Origin of the sequence: Microbacterium sp. LWH13-1.2 (assembly GCF_038397735.1) — a bacterium.
Lineage (GTDB): Bacteria > Actinomycetota > Actinomycetes > Actinomycetales > Microbacteriaceae > Microbacterium.
Genome location: NZ_CP151635.1, coordinates 3,374,622 through 3,391,413, shown reverse-complemented (window position 1 = coordinate 3,391,413; position 16,792 = coordinate 3,374,622). Strand labels below are relative to the sequence as shown.

Annotated in this window: 19 protein-coding genes; 11 read left to right on the top strand and 8 right to left on the bottom strand. The window is 68.3% G+C overall.

The window, feature by feature from the left end; genetic code table 11:
- The 4 genes from MRBLWH13_RS16355 to MRBLWH13_RS16340 all read right to left on the bottom strand — a co-directional run bounded on the left by MRBLWH13_RS16355 (window position 1) and on the right by MRBLWH13_RS16340 (window position 3,999).
- Window positions 1-765, bottom strand: a complete 765-nt coding sequence (locus tag MRBLWH13_RS16355) for an ABC transporter ATP-binding protein (RefSeq protein WP_194764430.1) — start codon at window positions 763-765, stop codon at window positions 1-3.
- Window positions 762-1,733, bottom strand: a complete 972-nt coding sequence (locus MRBLWH13_RS16350) for an iron chelate uptake ABC transporter family permease subunit (protein ID WP_341958341.1) — start codon at window positions 1,731-1,733, stop codon at window positions 762-764. The genes MRBLWH13_RS16355 and MRBLWH13_RS16350 overlap by 4 nt, the downstream gene beginning before the upstream one ends.
- A gap of 113 nt (window positions 1,734-1,846) precedes the next feature.
- Window positions 1,847-2,890, bottom strand: coding sequence for an ABC transporter substrate-binding protein (locus tag MRBLWH13_RS16345; RefSeq protein ID WP_194764429.1), 1,044 nt, complete (start codon window positions 2,888-2,890; stop codon window positions 1,847-1,849).
- A 146-nt stretch (window positions 2,891-3,036) separates the two neighbouring features.
- Complete coding sequence (locus MRBLWH13_RS16340; RefSeq protein WP_341955969.1) at window positions 3,037-3,999, bottom strand: LacI family DNA-binding transcriptional regulator; 963 nt, start codon at window positions 3,997-3,999, stop codon at window positions 3,037-3,039.
- A gap of 152 nt (window positions 4,000-4,151) precedes the next feature.
- Here MRBLWH13_RS16340 and MRBLWH13_RS16335 point away from each other — a divergent pair, with 152 nt between their 5' ends.
- From MRBLWH13_RS16335 to MRBLWH13_RS16305, 7 genes are all read left to right on the top strand, one after another.
- Entirely contained in the window at window positions 4,152-5,666 is a 1,515-nt protein-coding gene (locus tag MRBLWH13_RS16335) for a mannitol dehydrogenase family protein (RefSeq protein WP_341955968.1), read from the top strand.
- A complete protein-coding gene (locus MRBLWH13_RS16330) occupies window positions 5,663-6,667 on the top strand; it encodes an L-idonate 5-dehydrogenase (RefSeq protein ID WP_341955967.1) in 1,005 nt (334 codons plus the stop codon). The genes MRBLWH13_RS16335 and MRBLWH13_RS16330 overlap by 4 nt, the downstream gene beginning before the upstream one ends.
- A 72-nt stretch (window positions 6,668-6,739) precedes the next feature.
- Window positions 6,740-8,131, top strand: coding sequence for an MFS transporter (locus MRBLWH13_RS16325; RefSeq protein ID WP_341955966.1), 1,392 nt, complete (start codon window positions 6,740-6,742; stop codon window positions 8,129-8,131).
- 80 nt (window positions 8,132-8,211) lie between these two features.
- Complete coding sequence (gene manD, locus MRBLWH13_RS16320; RefSeq protein ID WP_259161187.1) at window positions 8,212-9,438, top strand: D-mannonate dehydratase ManD; 1,227 nt, start codon at window positions 8,212-8,214, stop codon at window positions 9,436-9,438.
- Window positions 9,428-10,096, top strand: a complete 669-nt coding sequence (locus MRBLWH13_RS16315) for a bifunctional 4-hydroxy-2-oxoglutarate aldolase/2-dehydro-3-deoxy-phosphogluconate aldolase (protein ID WP_341955965.1) — start codon at window positions 9,428-9,430, stop codon at window positions 10,094-10,096. The genes manD and MRBLWH13_RS16315 overlap by 11 nt, the downstream gene beginning before the upstream one ends.
- Entirely contained in the window at window positions 10,093-11,052 is a 960-nt protein-coding gene (locus MRBLWH13_RS16310) for a sugar kinase (protein WP_341955964.1), read from the top strand. Before MRBLWH13_RS16315 ends, MRBLWH13_RS16310 begins: the two co-directional genes overlap by 4 nt.
- A 116-nt stretch (window positions 11,053-11,168) precedes the next feature.
- Window positions 11,169-11,930, top strand: coding sequence for a Pr6Pr family membrane protein (locus MRBLWH13_RS16305; protein ID WP_341955963.1), 762 nt, complete (start codon window positions 11,169-11,171; stop codon window positions 11,928-11,930).
- Window positions 11,931-11,936: 6 nt separating this feature from the next.
- Here the strand turns inward: MRBLWH13_RS16305 and arr are convergent, their stop codons facing one another.
- From arr to MRBLWH13_RS16290, 3 genes are read right to left on the bottom strand one after another with little or no spacing between them, the layout of a single operon-like run.
- Window positions 11,937-12,347, bottom strand: coding sequence for an NAD(+)--rifampin ADP-ribosyltransferase (gene arr / locus MRBLWH13_RS16300; protein ID WP_341955962.1), 411 nt, complete (start codon window positions 12,345-12,347; stop codon window positions 11,937-11,939).
- A 48-nt stretch (window positions 12,348-12,395) separates the two neighbouring features.
- A complete protein-coding gene (locus MRBLWH13_RS16295; protein ID WP_341955961.1) occupies window positions 12,396-12,650 on the bottom strand; it encodes a hypothetical protein in 255 nt (84 codons plus the stop codon).
- Window positions 12,647-12,883, bottom strand: a complete 237-nt coding sequence (locus tag MRBLWH13_RS16290) for a hypothetical protein (protein ID WP_341955960.1) — start codon at window positions 12,881-12,883, stop codon at window positions 12,647-12,649. Before MRBLWH13_RS16290 ends, MRBLWH13_RS16295 begins: the two co-directional genes overlap by 4 nt.
- Before the next feature lie 222 nt (window positions 12,884-13,105).
- Between MRBLWH13_RS16290 and MRBLWH13_RS16285 the strand changes: the two genes are divergently transcribed.
- Window positions 13,106-13,468 carry a hypothetical protein gene (locus tag MRBLWH13_RS16285; protein ID WP_341955959.1) on the top strand — a complete coding sequence of 121 codons (363 nt, stop codon included), beginning with the start codon at window positions 13,106-13,108 and terminating at the stop codon, window positions 13,466-13,468.
- Window positions 13,469-13,565: 97 nt separating this feature from the next.
- Window positions 13,566-14,555: an aldo/keto reductase gene (locus MRBLWH13_RS16280; RefSeq protein ID WP_341955958.1), complete on the top strand. Its 990-nt coding sequence runs from the start codon at window positions 13,566-13,568 to the stop codon at window positions 14,553-14,555.
- An 11-nt stretch (window positions 14,556-14,566) separates the two neighbouring features.
- Here the strand turns inward: MRBLWH13_RS16280 and MRBLWH13_RS16275 are convergent, their stop codons facing one another.
- Window positions 14,567-15,364 carry a siderophore-interacting protein gene (locus tag MRBLWH13_RS16275; RefSeq protein WP_341955957.1) on the bottom strand — a complete coding sequence of 266 codons (798 nt, stop codon included), beginning with the start codon at window positions 15,362-15,364 and terminating at the stop codon, window positions 14,567-14,569.
- Window positions 15,365-15,491: 127 nt separating this feature from the next.
- On the opposite strand from MRBLWH13_RS16275, the gene MRBLWH13_RS16270 reads away from it, so the two are divergent.
- Entirely contained in the window at window positions 15,492-16,154 is a 663-nt protein-coding gene (locus MRBLWH13_RS16270) for a Pr6Pr family membrane protein (RefSeq protein ID WP_341955956.1), read from the top strand.
- A complete protein-coding gene (locus MRBLWH13_RS16265; RefSeq protein WP_341955955.1) occupies window positions 16,151-16,747 on the top strand; it encodes an isochorismatase family protein in 597 nt (198 codons plus the stop codon). The genes MRBLWH13_RS16270 and MRBLWH13_RS16265 overlap by 4 nt, the downstream gene beginning before the upstream one ends.
- Window positions 16,748-16,792: the final 45 nt, after the last annotated feature.

Sequence of the window (16,792 nt, the reverse complement as noted above, 5' to 3'; positions counted from 1 at the left end):
TCACCTCTGTCGTCGGTACGTGATGGCGGGGCGTCCTCCGACACCGAGTTCGACGTCGGCCGCGACCTCGTAGACCTCCCGGATCAACTCTGCCGTCAGCACCTCGAGCGGCGTTCCTGCGGTCACCACGCGCCCCTCGCGCAGCACGACGATGGTGTCGCAGTACATCGCCGCGAGATTGAGGTCGTGAATGGCGATGACAGTGGTGATCGGCAAGGCGCACACCAGGTCGAGCAGCTCGAGCTGGTGCCGGATGTCGAGGTGGTTCGTCGGCTCGTCGAGAAGCAGTTCGGCAGGTTCCTGCGCCAGGGCGCGGGCGATCTGCGCGCGTTGGCGTTCTCCTCCTGAAAGGGTGTGCCAGAGCCGATCAGCCTGCTGCATCAGCCCGACGTGCGCCAGTGCTCGATCCACCGCTGCCTCATCGGCGTGGGTGGCGCTTCCCAGTGCCGAGCGGTGCGGGATGCGACCCAGACGAGCGACATCGCGAACGGTGATGTCCACGTCGGTGTCGGCGTGCTGTGTCACCGACGCCACCGATCTCGCGATGCGTCGCCTCGGAACGTCGGTGAGGTCGACCCCGTCGAGTGTGACGAGTCCGGCGGTCGGCCGCACGAGGCCGTGCAGCAATCTCAGGAGCGACGACTTGCCCGAGCCGTTCGGTCCGAGCAGGCCGACGGTCTGCCCGGCTTCCGGGTGCAGAGTCACCCCGTCGACGACGAGGGTTCCGCCACGGTTCCACGACACGTTCTCGGCTCGGAGAGTCATGGGCGTCTTCTTCTCCGTGCCAGCAGGGCGATGAACACCGGGACGCCCACGAGCGCTGTCCCGACCCCGACCGGGAGCGGTGTCGGGGAGAACGCGACCCGTGAACCGGCATCGACCCACACCATGAAGATGGCTCCGATGATCGCGGTAGCCGGGATCAGACGCGAGTGTCGAGCACCGGCGATCAGCCGTGCGGCGTGCGGGAGCACGAGGCCGACGAAGCCGATCGCGCCTGCGATGCTCACCAGGGTCGCGGTGATGAGAGCAGTCGTCACGAGCAGGACGGCCCGAGTTCGTGTCACATGGATGCCGAGTGAGGCTGCGACGTCATCACCGAAGGTGAATGCGTCGAGCGTGCGGGCGTAGCGGAGGCAAAGGAGGGAGCCCGCTGCGACCACGGTCGCTGACAGCGCTGCATCGTCCCAGCGCACCCCCTCCAGCGATCCGAGCAGCCAGAACATCACACCTCGTGTCTCATCCGAATCGGCGAAGGCGAAGATGATCAACGAGGTCAGGGCCGAGAACAGCTGTGTGCTTGCCACCCCCGCGAGCACGACGCGGTCATTTCCGCCGCCGGACAAGCGGGCGAGCAACAGGACGAGCCCGAACGCGACGAGCGCTCCGAGAAAAGCTCCCCCCGACAAGCCGATCGTCGCGCCACCGAGCCCCAGGATCCCGATGGCGACAGCGCCGGTCGAGGCGCCTGACGATATTCCGAGGATGAACGGGTCGGCGAGAGGGTTCCGCAGAAGCGACTGCATGATGACCCCGCAGATCCCGAGCCCTGCACCGCATGCCGCCGCGACGAAGGCCCGTGGCAGACGCTCCTCCCACACGATCGCGTCTTTCGATGCCTTCACGGGGATGTCGGCGAGGCCGAGGTGATTCGCCACGATGTCGCGCACGTTGACGATCAGGATGTCCGCGGGGCCCAACGTGATCGCCACCCCGACCGAGAGGAGGAACACGAGAAGTCCGGCGAAGACGAGCGCACTCGAGGTTCCGAGGCGACGGACGCGTGGTGGGCGCTGGGAGGCTCCGCTCGACGAGTGTTCGGCAGAGCCCCTCAGCGCGGTGGGGGTCAGAGCTCGCCCTCGTGCTCGACCCACCACGCCTTGATCTTCTCGAGGCCGTCGACGAACCTGATGGACGGGTTCAACTCCGCCCCGTGCAGTGCGATGTAGCGCTGATGCCCGACCGCATCGATGGTCTTCGTCAACGGGTCGGACTCGAGGAAAGCCACCTTGTCATCCAGGCGGTCCCCGGGAAAACGGTCCCGCTGGAGATCGCCGAGGATGAAGATCTGCGGATCGCGATCGGCGACCTCCTCCCATGTGGTCGCGGGCCAGTCATCATCGAGGTCCGTGAACACATTGTCGAGCCCGGTCATCGAAGCCAGGAGTGCGGCAGAACCGAGACCGCCCGCGACGTACGGCGTCTTCGTGTCTGCGAACCAGAAGGCCACCGAGGCGCCCTCGAAATCGACCCCCGTGGTCGCCGCCTCGGCACGCGCCTGCAGGTCGGCGATGAGTTCGTCGGCGCGGTTCGAGACGTCGAAGATCTCGCCCAACTCCGCGATCTCCGCATAGAGAGCATCGATCGTGAGCGGTGTCGTGCGTGTTCCGCCTCCGTTGATGCTGGTCCCGTTGTCGCAGTCCGTAGGCGAAAGGTAGGTGGAGACATCCGTCTCAGCGAACCGCTCTCGCGTCGCGACGCCGCCCTCCGCGAAATGTCGACCGAAAGAGGCGGTGACGAAGTCCGGATCGGCGCCCAACGCGACCTCGTAGGTCGGCGCATTGTCCGCGAGTCGCGGAACATCGGCGTTCGCATCCGCGAGGGAGTCGAGCACGGGATCGGTCCATGACGCAGTGCCCACCAGGCGATCCTCGAGACCCAGAGACAGAAGGATCTCGGTCGAGTTCTGATCGAGTGAAACGACTCGTTGCGGCGCAGCGTCGACGGTCACCTCGACGCCGCAGTTGTCGATGGTGAGAGGGTAGATAGTCGCTCCCTCCCCCGATGCAGCGGTCGCTTCCGGCTCGACCGCCTCCGAGGCGCCGCATCCTGCGAGTCCGACCGTGAGCGCCGCGGCGAGGACGAGAGTGAACACGGCACGCTGCTGCACAACGACTCCTTCATTCGGGGGGACTCGATAAGGGTAGCCTTACCTGAGTCATCGTGCGAATCGAGGGTCTGCCCAGACGAATGCCGATCGCCGCGGTGGAGCTCGGGCGATGAGCGCCCGAGGCGTCACTGTCGGCCCGTCGGAGATCAGGCGGAAGGAGCCGCGGTCGAGGCGCGCACGATCAGCTGAGACCCCAGCGTCACGACGTCGTCGATCGCCGAGCCGTTCATCGCCTGCAGCAGGAGATCCACAGCGAGCGCACCGCTGCGTTCGATCGGCATCCGCACCGTCGTGAGTGCTGGCGTGACCGCGCCGGCCAGATCGATGTCGTCGATGCCCACGATGCTGATGTCGGCGGGGCAGCGCTTGCCGAGCTCGAGCAGGCCTGCCTCGAGTCCGAGCGCGACGAGGTCGTTGTAGGCGATCACGGCCGTGGCACCGCTCGCTGCTGCCGGGGCGGCGGCAGCGCGGCCGCCCTGGATGGATGCGGCATGGTGGCTGAGGCCGGTGAGACGGATGCCGTGGCGCTCGCACGCGCGGGCGACGGTGTCTGCTCGGCGCACGTCGGCCCACGATCCTCGAGGGCCGGCGGCGTAGGCGATGTGCGTGTGGCCGAGGGCTGCGAGGTGCTCGATCGCCTGCGCCGGCCCGTGCTCGGTGTCCATCAGCACGCAGGGGGCGCCGTCGATCTGGCGGTTCACCACGACGTAGGGGGTGTCGCCGACGAGTTCGAGCACGTCGACATCGGGAAGACGAGGGCTGCACAGCAGCATCCCGTCGAGCTTGCGGGCCTGCTCGATCTGCTCGCGCTCACGGCGCAGGTCTTCATCGGCGTCGAACAGCACGATGCGGTGGCGACCATGCCATGCCTGACCCTGGATCGCCTTGAGCAGCGTGGCGTACACAGGGTTCGACACGTCGGGCACGACGACCCCGAACGTGCGGGTGGCGGTGGCTGACTGCGGGGTGGAGTAGCCGAGCTCCCCCGCGGCTTCGAGGACGCGACCGAGGGTGTGCGGCGCGAGACGATCCGGCTCTCCGAACGCGCGGGAGGCGGTCGCGATCGAGACGCCTGCTCGTCGTGCCACGTCCGTCAGCGTCGCTGCCATGTCGATCTCCCGCCCTCGCAGGCAATCCTACGATCCTCACCCTCGATGTAAAACGGCTTGACAAGTTTGTACAAAAGCTGCACACTGATTTTCATGACGATCAACGCCGATCACCCTCAGCGGTGCGCGGCCCCGAGCGAAGGAGCCACCGCGTGAGCATCCCAGCACCGGCCCTGCGCCGCACGACCTCTGCGACCGCATCCCCCCTGGTCGCCCCGACCGCTGCAGGCATCCTGCACCTCGGACTCGGCAGCTTCCACCGCGCACACCAGGCCGTCTACACCGCGGCAGCACTCCAGTCCGCCGGCGGCGACTGGGGAATCGTCGGCGTCGCCTCGCGTTCGCGCTCCATCGTCGACGCGATGCACGCGCAGGACATGCTCTACTCGGTCGCGACCATCAGCCCCGGCAGCACGTCGCTGACCATCCCCGGCGTGCACACCGACGCGTTCGTCGGCGCCGAGCAGCCCGAGCGCGTCGTGGCACAGATCGCCGACCCCGGCATCCGAATCGTCACCCTCACGGTCACCGAGAACGGGTACAGCTACTCCCCCGCGACGCAGCATCTCGATCTCGACGACGACACCGTGCGCTCCGACCTCCGCGGCGGCGCAGCCCGCTCGACGATCGGCCAGCTCGCCCGCGGCCTGCAGGCCCGTGCCGCGGCCGGCGGCGCGCCGATCTCGATCCTCAGCTGCGACAACCTCTCATCGAATGGCGCTCACACCGAGAAGCTCGTCCGCGAGTTCCTGCAGGAGCTTCCCGGTTCCGAAGGCGCGGACGCACTCGCGTTCCTCGACCGCGCCGTATCGTTCCCCTCGAGCATGGTCGACCGCATCGTGCCGTCGACCACCGCCGAGCTGCGCACCCGCGTCAGCACCCTGCTCGGTGCGCGAGACGACATCCCCGTGCCCGCCGAGCCGTTCACGATGTGGGCGATCGAAGACCGCTTCGCCGGCGGCCGCCCCGCGTGGGAAGCAGGCGGCGCCGTGTTCACCGACGAGGTCGGACGCTACGAGCAGATGAAGGTGCGCCTGCTCAACGGCACGCACTCCCTCATCGCCTATCTCGGCGCACTCAGCGGAGTGGGCACGATCCCCGAGGCGATCGGACTCGACGGTATCGAGAGTGCAGCGCGTGCGGTGCTGCGCGACGAGTACGAGCCCTCGATCGAGGTGCCGTCCGGCGTCGACATCCGCGCCTACGAGACCGAGCTGTTCGAGCGCTGGGCCAACAGCGCCCTGGGCCACCGCACCAGCCAGGTCGGCACCGACGGATCGGTGAAGCTGCGCCAGCGCATTCCCGAGCCGGCCCTGCTCGCCCTCGGCAACGGCGAGATGCCGCACCTGATCGCGCTCACCGTCGCCGGATACCTGTCATGCATCGCACCGCTGCCCGGGTTCGACCCCGGTCTGCACGCCGCGGCGATGACCGACGGCGCCCGCGAGCGCCTGGCGGGCTACGCGGCGAGCGCGCGCAACGGCCGCGACCTGGCACAGCGCGTGATCGGCGAACTGCACCTGTTCGGTGATGGACTCGGATCTCAGGATGCGTTCATCACCCGCGTCGGCGAGCTCGTCGACACCATCCAGCGACGCGGCGTCGATGCCGCGATCGCCGATGCCGTCTCGGCATCCCAGGCCACGAAGAAGGAGCTGCAGCCATGAAGGCTCTCGCCATCCACGGCAAGGAAGACATCCGCTGGGAAGACCGCGAGGTCCCTACCCCCGGCGACGGAGAGGTCCGCCTCCGCGTGAACTACGTGGGAATCTGCGGCTCCGACCTGCACTACTACTTCCACGGCGCCAACGGCGAGTACACGATCCAGGAGCCGCTGACCCCGGGTCACGAGCTCTCGGGTGTCGTCGACCTCGATCCGTCCGGTCGCCTCGCCCCCGGCACCCCCGTCACCGTGCACCCCGCGCGCTACGGCCCCGAGGTGCCCGGTCTCGAAGACCGCCCGCACCTGCGCCCCGGCGGTGACTACTTCGGCAGCGCCGCGGCGAACCCGCACCGTCAGGGCGGAGCATCCGAACTGCTGATCGTCGAAGAGCAGATGATCCGCGTGCTTCCGGCTTCGCTTCCCCTCGAGCGCGCCGCCCTCGCCGAGCCTCTGGCCGTCGCGATCCATGCCGTGAACCTCGCCGGCGACATCGCAGGCAAGCGCGTGCTCGTGATCGGCGCAGGGCCCATCGGCCTCCTCGTCGTGGCCGCCGCCGTCAACGCAGGGGCATCGGTCGTCGGCGCCAGCGATGTGCGCGAAGAGCCCCTCGAGCGGGCGAAGTCCCTCGGCGCGACCGAGGTCTCGCTCGTCGGCCGCGACACGATCGACAACGAGTCGTACGACGTCGTCTTCGAGTGCTCCGGCGTCGGAGTCGCACTCACGCAGGCGGTGCGCGCCGCGCGTCGCGCCGGCACCATCGTGCAGGTCGGGATGCTCCCCAACGCCGACATCGGAGTGAACCTCGCCCCGATGCTCGCGAAGGAGCTCACGATCCGCGGCGCCTTCCGCTTCTCCACCGAGATCGACGACGCGGTCGCCCTGCTTGCGGAGTCCGACGCCCTCGACTCCGTCATCTCCCACGTCCTCCCGGCATCCGACGCCGTGCAGGCCTTCGAGCTCGCCCGCGACTCGTCGGCGTCGGCGAAGGTCCTGCTCTCCCTCTAGCGACACCCCCACCCGGCGGCCCTGCCGCACCCGACACCCCCACCCTGTTCCTGGTCCGAAGGAGTACCTCCCATGTCAGAACCGCAGACGACGGCCACGGCCGCCGATCCCGCCGAGAAGAGGTCGGTCAAAGACCTCGTGCGCGCGGCCATATCCGGATGGCTCGGCACCGCGCTCGAGTTCATGGACTACCAGCTCTACTCGCTGGCCGCCGCGCTCGTGTTCGCCGACCTGTTCTTCTCATCCGAGAACCCGGCCGTCGCGGTCGTCGCCGCGATGGCCACCTACGGCGTCGGCTACGTCGCCCGCCCGGTCGGCGCGTTCTTCTTCGCCCGCCTCGGTGACAAGACCGGCCGCACGAAGGTGCTGTTCTACACGATCCTCCTGATGGGTCTCGCGACCACCCTCATCGGCTTCCTGCCGACGTACAACCAGGTCGGCGTGCTCGCACCGATCCTCCTCGTGCTGCTGCGCATCGCACAGGGGTTCGGGGCAGGTGCCGAGATCTCGGGTGCCGGTGTCATGCTCGCCGAGTACGCACCGGCCAAGCGCCGTGGCATCATCGCCTCGCTCGTCGCGCTCGGCACGAACTGCGGAACCCTGCTCGCATCCGGCATCTGGGCCATCCTCCTCGTCGCCTACAGCGAGCAGGAAGTCATCGACTGGGCATGGCGCATCCCGTTCATCGGCAGCGCGATCATCATGCTCTTCGCGATCTGGGTGCGCTTCAACCTCAAGGAGACCCCGGTCTTCGAGGAGCGCGACGACGTCGTCGACGGCAAGGCGCTCTCGCGCGAAGAGACGATCCAGCTGGCCACCGAGACCGGCGACGTGCGCACCCTCGAGGCGATGAACCGCAAGCCCTGGAAGGCGTTCTCGATCGCCCTGCTGCTGCGCTTCGGCCAGGCGGGCAACTCGGGCATGATCCAGACCTACCTGATCAGCTACATCACCGTCGTGCTGCTGCTCGACCGCTCGATCGGCGTCAACGCCGTGATCGTCTCGTCGCTCGTCGCCTTCATCACCGTGCCGCTGTCGGGCTGGCTCGGCGACCGCTTCGGCCGCAAGCGCATGTACATGATCTGGTCGATCGTCGCGCTGATCATCATCATCCCGACGATCCTCATGATCAGCAGCGGCGTCACGGTGCAGGTCTTCATCGGATATGTCGTGCTGCACAACCTCGCGGTGATGAGCTTCGCGTCGCTCGAGAACCTCACGCTCCCCGAGCTGTTCGGTGCGCGCAACCGCTACACGTTCACGGCCATGGCACGTGAGATCGCCGCCATCATCGCGACCGGTGCGGGCCCCGTCATCGCCGCCGCGTGGGTGTCGGCCGTCACCGGCTCGTTCATCCCGATCATCATCATGCTGTTCATCTTCACGCTGAGCGCGCTGATCGCATCGATCTGGATGCCCGAGGTCGCCGGCCGCGACCTGACGGACCCCCGCGACGCTATCTGATAGCCCGCACATCACGACCCGGGGTGCGGGCGCCCGAACGCCCGCACCCCCACTCAGACCCGCTTCTTCAGGAGAACGACATGACCATCGAGATCGTCGACGTCAACATCACCAGCCCCGGACGAAACTTCGTCACGCTCAAGATCACGACCTCCGACGGCATCGTCGGCCTGGGCGACGCCACGCTCAACGGACGCGAGCTCGCCGTCGCCTCGTACCTCTCCGACCACGTCGCCTCGATGCTCGTCGGACGCGACGAGGACCGCATCGAGGACACCTGGCAGTACCTCTACCGCGGCCCGTACTGGCGCCGCGGCCCGGTGACCATGGCGGCGATCGCCGCGGTCGACATGGCGCTGTGGGACATCAAGGCCAAGAAGGCCGGGATGCCGTTGTACCAGCTGCTCGGCGGCGCCAGCCGCGAGGGCGTCCGCGTGTACGCCCACGCCTCCGGCACCGACTACGCCGCGCTCAAGAACGCCATCACCGGCTATGAAGAGCTCGGCTACACCGCCGTGCGCGTGCAGACCGGTGTGCCCGGGCTCGGCCAGATCTACGGCGTCTCGTCGACCGGCCCCGGAGTTCGCTACGACTACGAGCCCGCCAAGCGCTCGGGCGACCGCCCCAGCGAGGAGACGTGGGACACCCGCAACTACCTCAACCACATGCCGGGGATCTTCTCGCAGATCCGCGAGGACTTCGGCACCGATCTGCGCATCCTGCACGACGGGCACCACCGGATGTCGCCGATCGAGGCCGCGCGCTTCGCCAAGGACATCGAGCCCTACGACCTGTTCTGGCTCGAGGACTGCACTCCCGGTGAAGACCAGACCGCGCTGCGCCTCGTGCGCCAGCACTCGACGACGCCGCTCGCGATCGGCGAGGTCTTCAACTCGGTCTTCGACTACCAGACCCTCATCACCGAGCGTCTGATCGACTACGTGCGCTCGGCGGTCACGCACACCGGTGGCATCACGGCCATGAAGAAGCTGCTCGACTTCGCCGCGATCTACGGCATCAAGTCGGGCATCCACGGTCCGACCGACATCTCGCCCGTCGGCATGGCCGCAGCCCTGCACCTCGACCTCGCGATCCACAACTTCGGCATCCAGGAGTACATGCCGCACAACGAGCAGACGCTCGAGGTGTTCCAGACGTCCTTCACGTTCGACAAGGGCTTCCTGCACCCGGGCGACAAGCCCGGACTCGGAGTCGACCTCGATGAGGATGCCGCGGCCGGCCACGAGTACACCAAGGCCTACCTGCCGGTGAACCGTCTGCTCGACGGGACCGTCCATGACTGGTGAGGCCATGACCGGTGAGACTCGACGGGTCGCCCTGCCTCAGCGCACGGTCGACTCGCGTCTGATCGTCGTCGCCCGGGCGAAGCGTGCGGAAGACTACGACGCCGTGCTCGACGTGCTCGTCGACGCCGGCATCCGCAGCGTCGAGCTGACGCTGACCACGCCCGGCACGTTCGAGCACTTCCCGACCCTGCTCGCACGATTCGGTGACACGATCGACCTCGGCATCGGCACCGTCACGAACACCGGTGACCTGGCGCGGGCGATCGAGGTGGGCGCGGCCTACATCGTGACGCCGATCACCTCGACCGACTTCGTCACCCAGGCGACGGATGCCGGAGTGCCGATCGTCCCGGGCGGGCTCACGCCGACCGAGCTGTTCGCCTCGTGGTCGGCGGGCGCCTCTGCGGTCAAGGTCTTCCCGGCAGGGCAGGTCGGCCCCTCGTACCTCAAGGATCTTCGCGGGCCGTTCCCCGACCTGGTCGCGGTGCCCTCGGGCGGCGTCGACCTCGCCGGGGCCGAAGCCTGGCTGCGTGCCGGTGCGGTCGCGGTCAGCGTGGGCGGCCCGCTGCTGGGCGACGCCTTCGCCGGCGGAGACCTCACGGCGCTGCGTGAGCGGGCTGCGGCATTCGTCGAGGTCTGCGCACGGAGCGGCGAGTGACCACTTCGTCGCCCTCGGTCGTCACGCTCGGTGAGACCATGGCGCTCGTGCGCACGACCGAGATCGGATCCCTGCGGCACGCGAACTCGATGGCGTTCGGCATCGGCGGCGCCGAGAGCAATGTCGCGATCGGGCTCGCTCGCCTCGGTGTGCAGAGCTCGTGGCTCGGCCGCGTCGGAGACGACTCCCTCGGCGAGCGCGTCGCGCGGGAGATCCGCGGTGACGGCGTCGAGGTGCGGGCGATCGTCGACCCGGATGCCGCGACCGGCCTGATGGTGAAGGAGCGGCCCTCCGCCGCATCCACCGCCGTGCACTACTACCGTGCGGGGTCTGCGGGCTCCCGTCTGCACCCGGACGACCTGCCCGACGGCTGGGTCGAGGGCGCAACGCTGCTGCACATCACCGGCATCACTCCCCTGCTGTCGAACACCGCTCGGACGGCTCTGCACGCGGCGATCGATCGCGCGCGGGCCGGCGGTGCGATCGTCAGCTTCGACATCAACTACCGCTCCGCGCTGGCATCACCCGCGGTCGCAGGTCCTGTGCTCCGCGAGCTCGCGGAGCGTTCCGACATCGTCTTCGGCGGCGAAGAGGAGTTCGCGATCCTGTACCCGGGCTCGTCAGCTGCGGATGCCGCCGCCTCTCTTCGCGATGCCGGATGCGCGACGACAGTGCTGAAACTCGGTCCGGACGGCGCCTCCGTGTTCGCCGCGGATGCCGAGGTCGCCGGCTCCGGGTTCACGATCACCCCGGTCGACACCGTCGGCGCGGGCGATGCGTTCGTCGCCGGATACCTGAGCGGACTGCTCGACGGACTCGACCTCGACGCGATCCTGCGCCGCGCGAACGCGTGCGGCGCGATGGCGTGCCTCGTACCGGGCGACTGGGAGGCGGCGCCCACGCTGCGCGACCTCGAGCGCTTCCTCGACGGCGATTCCGATCCGGTGCGGCGCTGATCATTCGCCCACCGCTCATGCCCGCCCGACCGGACACGATCGCCATACCGGAATCCGTCGAGCGCGTTCCGGGGCGGCCGCAGGTGACGCCCCGCGAAGGCGCGTAGCCTCGAAGTATGTCGAAAGCCGTTGTATCCCCGTCCGCGGCTTCCGCCCTCCCGGATTCCGCCCCCTCGCGCACTCCGCTGTTCGCCCATGCCGCACTGAACTCGCGTCCGGTCGCACTGGTCTACCGCATCCTCGCGCTCGCGGTCATCATCACCGGCGTGATCCGGCACTCCGACGTGCTGACCGGTGCTCCCAACTGGACGACGCTGCTGTTCTACACGATGGTCAGCAACCTGCTCTGCCTCGTCTGGGTCGCACTGCTCGTCGTCCGCACCGCTCAGGATCTGGCTCGCCGCGGCCCGTCCGGCACGTCGACTCCGAGCGCCCGAGCAAGCGGTGCCGTGATGATGGCGATCACCGTCACGATGCTCATCTATCTGGTCGTCCTGGTGCCGACGAGGTTCGCCGACGGTGACTCCGACATCTTCTCGTTGACCGACAACCTCATCCACATCATCACGCCTCTCCTGGTGATCGTGGATTGGCTGCTCTTCGTGCCGAAGGGATCGTTCCGCTGGATCGACCCTCTGCTGTGGACGCTCATCCCGTATGCGTACCTGGTGTGGGCCTTCATCTACGGAGCTGTCGGCGGGGAGTTCACGCCCGGTCAGAAGTACCCGTATCCGTTCATGGACGTCGACGCTCTCGGAGTCGGCGGCGTCGCCCAGTGGATCGTGGCGCTGACGCTGGCTCTCGTCGTCGTCGGCCTGGTGTTCGTCGTGATCGACCGCGCGCTCGCCGCCCTCGCGCGTCGCCTCGACCGCCGCTGACTCGGCTCAGTTGATGATCTCGCCGCGCTCGTCGTCGCGGATGGCGGCCAGCCGCTCCCGCCAGGTGGCGAGTGCCTCAGGCGTCAAACGGGTCCAGTCGTGCACTTCGCGGATCACCCGCAGCGGCGCACTGCTGCGGTACGACCGGGTCGGGTTGCCCGGGAACTTCTTGTCGGTCACGTTCGGATCGTTCTCGAACTCGCCGGTCACCTCCACCTCGTAGACGCGCGGATCCTGGTCGCCGGGCGCGAGCTCAGCCGCGAGCCCGGCGCCATCCGCCACAGCCGTGAAGTAGATGTGGTTCATGACGATCTCGGGGCGGTAGTTCGAGGGGAACCCCGCCGTCAGCAGATCGCCCGGTCGCAGGTCCGCCTTGGTGCCGTGGAAGAAGGGGCCGTCATCCAGTGCGTCGCTCACCGCAGAAGCCTACGACGGCTCTTCGCGCTGCGGAAGGTCGTGCTGCCGTCACCGATCCGAGCGGCGGGTGCCCACGCCCGGTTCGTCGTTGTGCACCGATTCGTCGGGCACGGATGCCGCCGACGACGGGTCGACGCGCACGGGACCGGACCCGCCGGAATCTGCGCCGGCCCCTCCCGCAGGAGTGTCCGCGACCTGCCCGGGATCGTCGCCGTCCCGCTCATCGATCAGTGCGGCGATGTCCTCGGCAGATGGTGACGCCCCGTCTGGCGTGACGGTGTCATCGTGCTCGGCGCCGCTCATTCGCTGCCGTCGCGGAGGTCTCGCGGTGCGTCTCCGCCGCCGGCATCCGGTTCATCCTCCACGTCGAGGTCACCCTGGCCGTCGTCGCCCAGCTCAGCCTCGAGAGCATCCTCGCCCTGCGTCTCCGGCTGATCGGTGTTCGTGGGGAACGTGCCGTCGGAGAAGTCATCGACCGGCGGGATGCCCGGCATGTTCGGGGGGAAGCTGTTGGCGAAAGCGTCGACGTTCGACATGGTGCCCTCCTCTGGTTTCTTCCGATTCACCATGATCCGTGCGAACCGCGGCGAGCGCAGGGCGGTTGACAGCTCTGCTCAGGACGAGGATGATTCCCTCCCGCCGGGCCGTCGAGCGAGGTGGTGTGCGGTTTTGTCACACTCCGCGGGGTGCGTTCGTCTTAGGAAGAGGACGCGCAGCCGACCCGGAGGCGCGACGAACGAGTTCTCGAAAGGCTCCCCATGGACTTCGCCGCAGCTGCCGCCGATCCCGCGTTCCTCGCCATCGTCGGCGGGCACATCCTCGTGCTGCTCCTCGCCGTGCTGCTCACCGTCTTCCGCCGCTACTCGGCCGGCGGATTCTTCGCCTGGCTCGCGACGATCGCCTCACTGCTGTTCGGCCTGTTCTGGTTCCTCGTGCTCGGCGGCGGGCGCAAGAACTCGCAAGCCGACGAGTCCGTGCAATTCGCCCTCGACCCGAACGGCGGACTCTGGATCACCCTGTACATCGTGGGCGCGCTCATCGTCGCCTACGCCATGATATGGATCTGCAAGCGCGGACGCGAGAAGGCGTTGGCGAAAGAGGTTTCACCGGTCGACGCCTGACCGACGTCGGTCAGCACCCAGGTCTCGTACGACGCGCCCGACAGTGCACACCCCGTGAGAGCATCGACCTCAGACCACGACTCGAGGGAGATTTCGGATGCTCGACACAGCGGACAGCGTGAGACTCGGCGGCTCAGGACTCAGGATCTCGAAGGTAGTGCTCGGATGCATGAGCTTCGGCGCACCGGACCGAGGGGCGCACGGGTGGTCGCTCGACGAGGAGACCAGCCGCCCTCTGATCAGGCAGGCGATCGAGGCCGGGATCACGACGTTCGACACCGCTGACGTGTATTCCGACGGCACGAGTGAGGAGTTCGTCGGTCGGGCACTCGGCGACTTCGCCCGCCGCGACGAGATCGTGATCGCGACCAAGGTGCACGGGCGCATGGGACCGGGTGCGAACCAGGCCGGCCTCAGTCGTGCGCACATCCTGTCGGGGATCGATGCGAGCCTGAGACGACTCGGGACCGACCACGTCGATCTGTACCAGATCCACCGCTGGGACCCGCAGACGCCGATCGAGGAGACGATGGAGGCGCTGAACGACGTCGTCCGCTCGGGCAAGGCCCGGTACATCGGTGCGTCGTCGATGTGGGCGTGGCAGTTCGCGAAGGCCCAGCACACAGCCGCGCAGAACGGCTGGACGCGGTTCGTCTCGATGCAGGATCAATACAACCTGCTGCAGCGCGAGGAAGAGCGGGAGATGCATCCGTTCTGCCTCGACTCGGGCGTCGGCGTGCTGCCGTGGTCGCCCCTGGCGCGAGGCAGACTCACGCGCGACTGGGACGAGAAGACCACGCGGACCGCGACGGATGCCTTCGGCGCGACGCTCTACCGGCGTGAGGAGGAGTCGAATCGCGCCATCGTGGATGCGGTCGCTCGCGTGGCCGAGGCGCGCGGCGTCTCGCGCGCACAGATCGCACTCGCGTGGGTCGCGCAGCAGTCCGCCGTGACCGCGCCTATCGTCGGCGCGACGAAGGCCGGCCACATCGACGATGCGGTCGCCGCCGTCGGCATCCATCTCGAGGATTCCGAGCTCGAGGCGCTGCAGGCCGCGTACACGCCGCGGGAGCCCGAGGGCTTCTGACCAGCGGCCGACTACTCGATCTGGCCGATGGGCTCGCGCTTCTCGGCCTGGAACTGATCCTCCGCGCGGCCTCGCGCCCAGTAGGCCGAGATCGACAGTCGCTCTCGCGGAACGTCGCGCTGCGTGAGCAGGGCACGGACCTCTTTGATGGTTCCCCGCTCACCGTGCGCGAAGACTCCCGGATGCCCGTCGGCCCACGGCAGATCGGCGAGGATCGCGAGCAACTCGTCGTCGGTCTCGGTCCAGCGCAGAGTCACTCCCGAGGGGGCGTCGGGGAGGATGCGATCCGCCGGGTCCGCCACCGTCAGGACGACGTGCCCGACAGCATCCGCCGGCATCGCCTCGATGGCCGACGAGATCGCGGGTAGAGCCGTGTGGTCGCCGATGAGCAGGTGCCACGGCAGCTCGGGCTCGGGGAGGTAGCCGCCGCCCGCACCGCTGACGACGATCGTGTCGCCCGGCTGCGCCTGTCGAGCCCAGGGACCCGCGACGCCCTCGTCACCGTGCACCACGAAGTCGATGACGAGTCGGCGCTCCTCCGGGTCGGACGAGCGCACCGTGTAGGTGCGTCGGGTGGGCAGCTTCTCGGGACTCTCCTTGCGCAGCTGCGCCAGGTCGTACGGCGGGGTGAGCCCGTGACGCGGGTCGGCGAAGAGGATCTTGACGTACTTGTCGGTGTAGACGTTGTCGGTGAAGTCCGCGTACCCGTCGCCGCCGGCCGTGACCCGCACCAGGTCGGGGCTGATCTGCTCCACCTGCTCGACGGTGAGCACTGCTTGGCTGGGGGTTCGACGAGGCTGTTCCGGCATTGCGTCTCCTGGGATCACGAAAGGAAGTCCCCTCCAGTCTGCCCGCCCCGCAGCGGAGGGGGGTCGAGCATTCCGATCGATGCGCTGAAGACGGTCTCCCGGACCCCGCGCCCAGTATTCTGGCCGCATGAGACACACCGCGGCCGTCGCCCTCCGCCTGATTCTGGCCGCGGCATCGCTCGCGGGAGTCGTCACGCAGCTCGTGATCGCGATTCAGACCGACTTCGGTCTCGTGAACTTCTTCAGCTACTTCACGACGCTCAGCAACTTGTTCGCGAGCGTGGTGTTCATCGTCGGTGCGGTCAAGATCCTGCGCCGCGGCGAGAGCAGTGCCCGCTGGGAGGCAGTGCGCGGAGCATCCGTCGTCTACATGGCCTTCGTCGGCATCGTGTTCAACACCCTGCTCTCGGGTGCGGATCTCGGCGGCCTGCTGCCCTGGACCAACGTCGTGCATCACATGGTCATGCCGCTCGCCGTCGTGATCGACTGGATGCTGATGCCTCCGCGGCGTCGACTCGCGATGCGTACGGCCTGGCTCTGGGTGCTCGTGCCCGTCGTCTACACGATCTACTCCGTCGTGCGGGGCGCGATCACCGGCTTCTACTGCTACCCCTTCTTCAACCCGGCAGCGGTCGGCGGATACGGTGGCGTCGCCGCCTACTGTGCCGGGCTTCTGGTCGCGTTCATCGTGCTCGCCCTGGTGATCCGCCTCGTCGGCAACGCCCTGTCACGTCGCACCGCGCCCGACCACGCCACCGACAGCATCACGATCGAGACGAGTCGCCCATGACCACCTCCGCCACCCTCCGCGCACTCAGCGGCGTCGCCGACCAGCCCGCGACCCTCGCGACCTCGACCGTCGTGCTCGTCGACTTCCAGAACACCTACACGCGCGGCGAGATGGAGCTCGAGGGCTGGGATGCTGCTCTCGATGCCGCGGCCGACCTGCTCGCCCAGGCCCGCGAGTCAGGGGCGACGGTCATCCACGTGCAGCACGACGGCGGCGCCGGATCGGCGTACGACATCCGCGAGGACATCGGAGCGATCCACGAGCGCGTCGCTCCGCGCGACGGCGAGGCCGTGGTCGTCAAGAAGGCACCGAACTCGTTCGTGGGCACCGAACTCGGCGACCTCGTCGACGCCGCGGGTCACGAAGACGTCGTGATCGCCGGGTTCATGACCCACATGTGCGTGACCTACACGACCGAGGGCGCGTTCCTGCGCGGCAACCGGCCCACCGTCGTCGCCGCCGCGACCGCCACCCGCAGCCTTCCGTCGGTCGCCGGCGACGTTCCCGCAGGGCAGCTGCACCGCGCGGCTCTCGCCGGCATCGCCGACCTCTACGCCACGGTCGTCCCCACCGTCGCGGATCTCGGGCGCTGATCTCAGGCGCTGACGAGACGAACGGATGCGGTCACTGCATCCGCT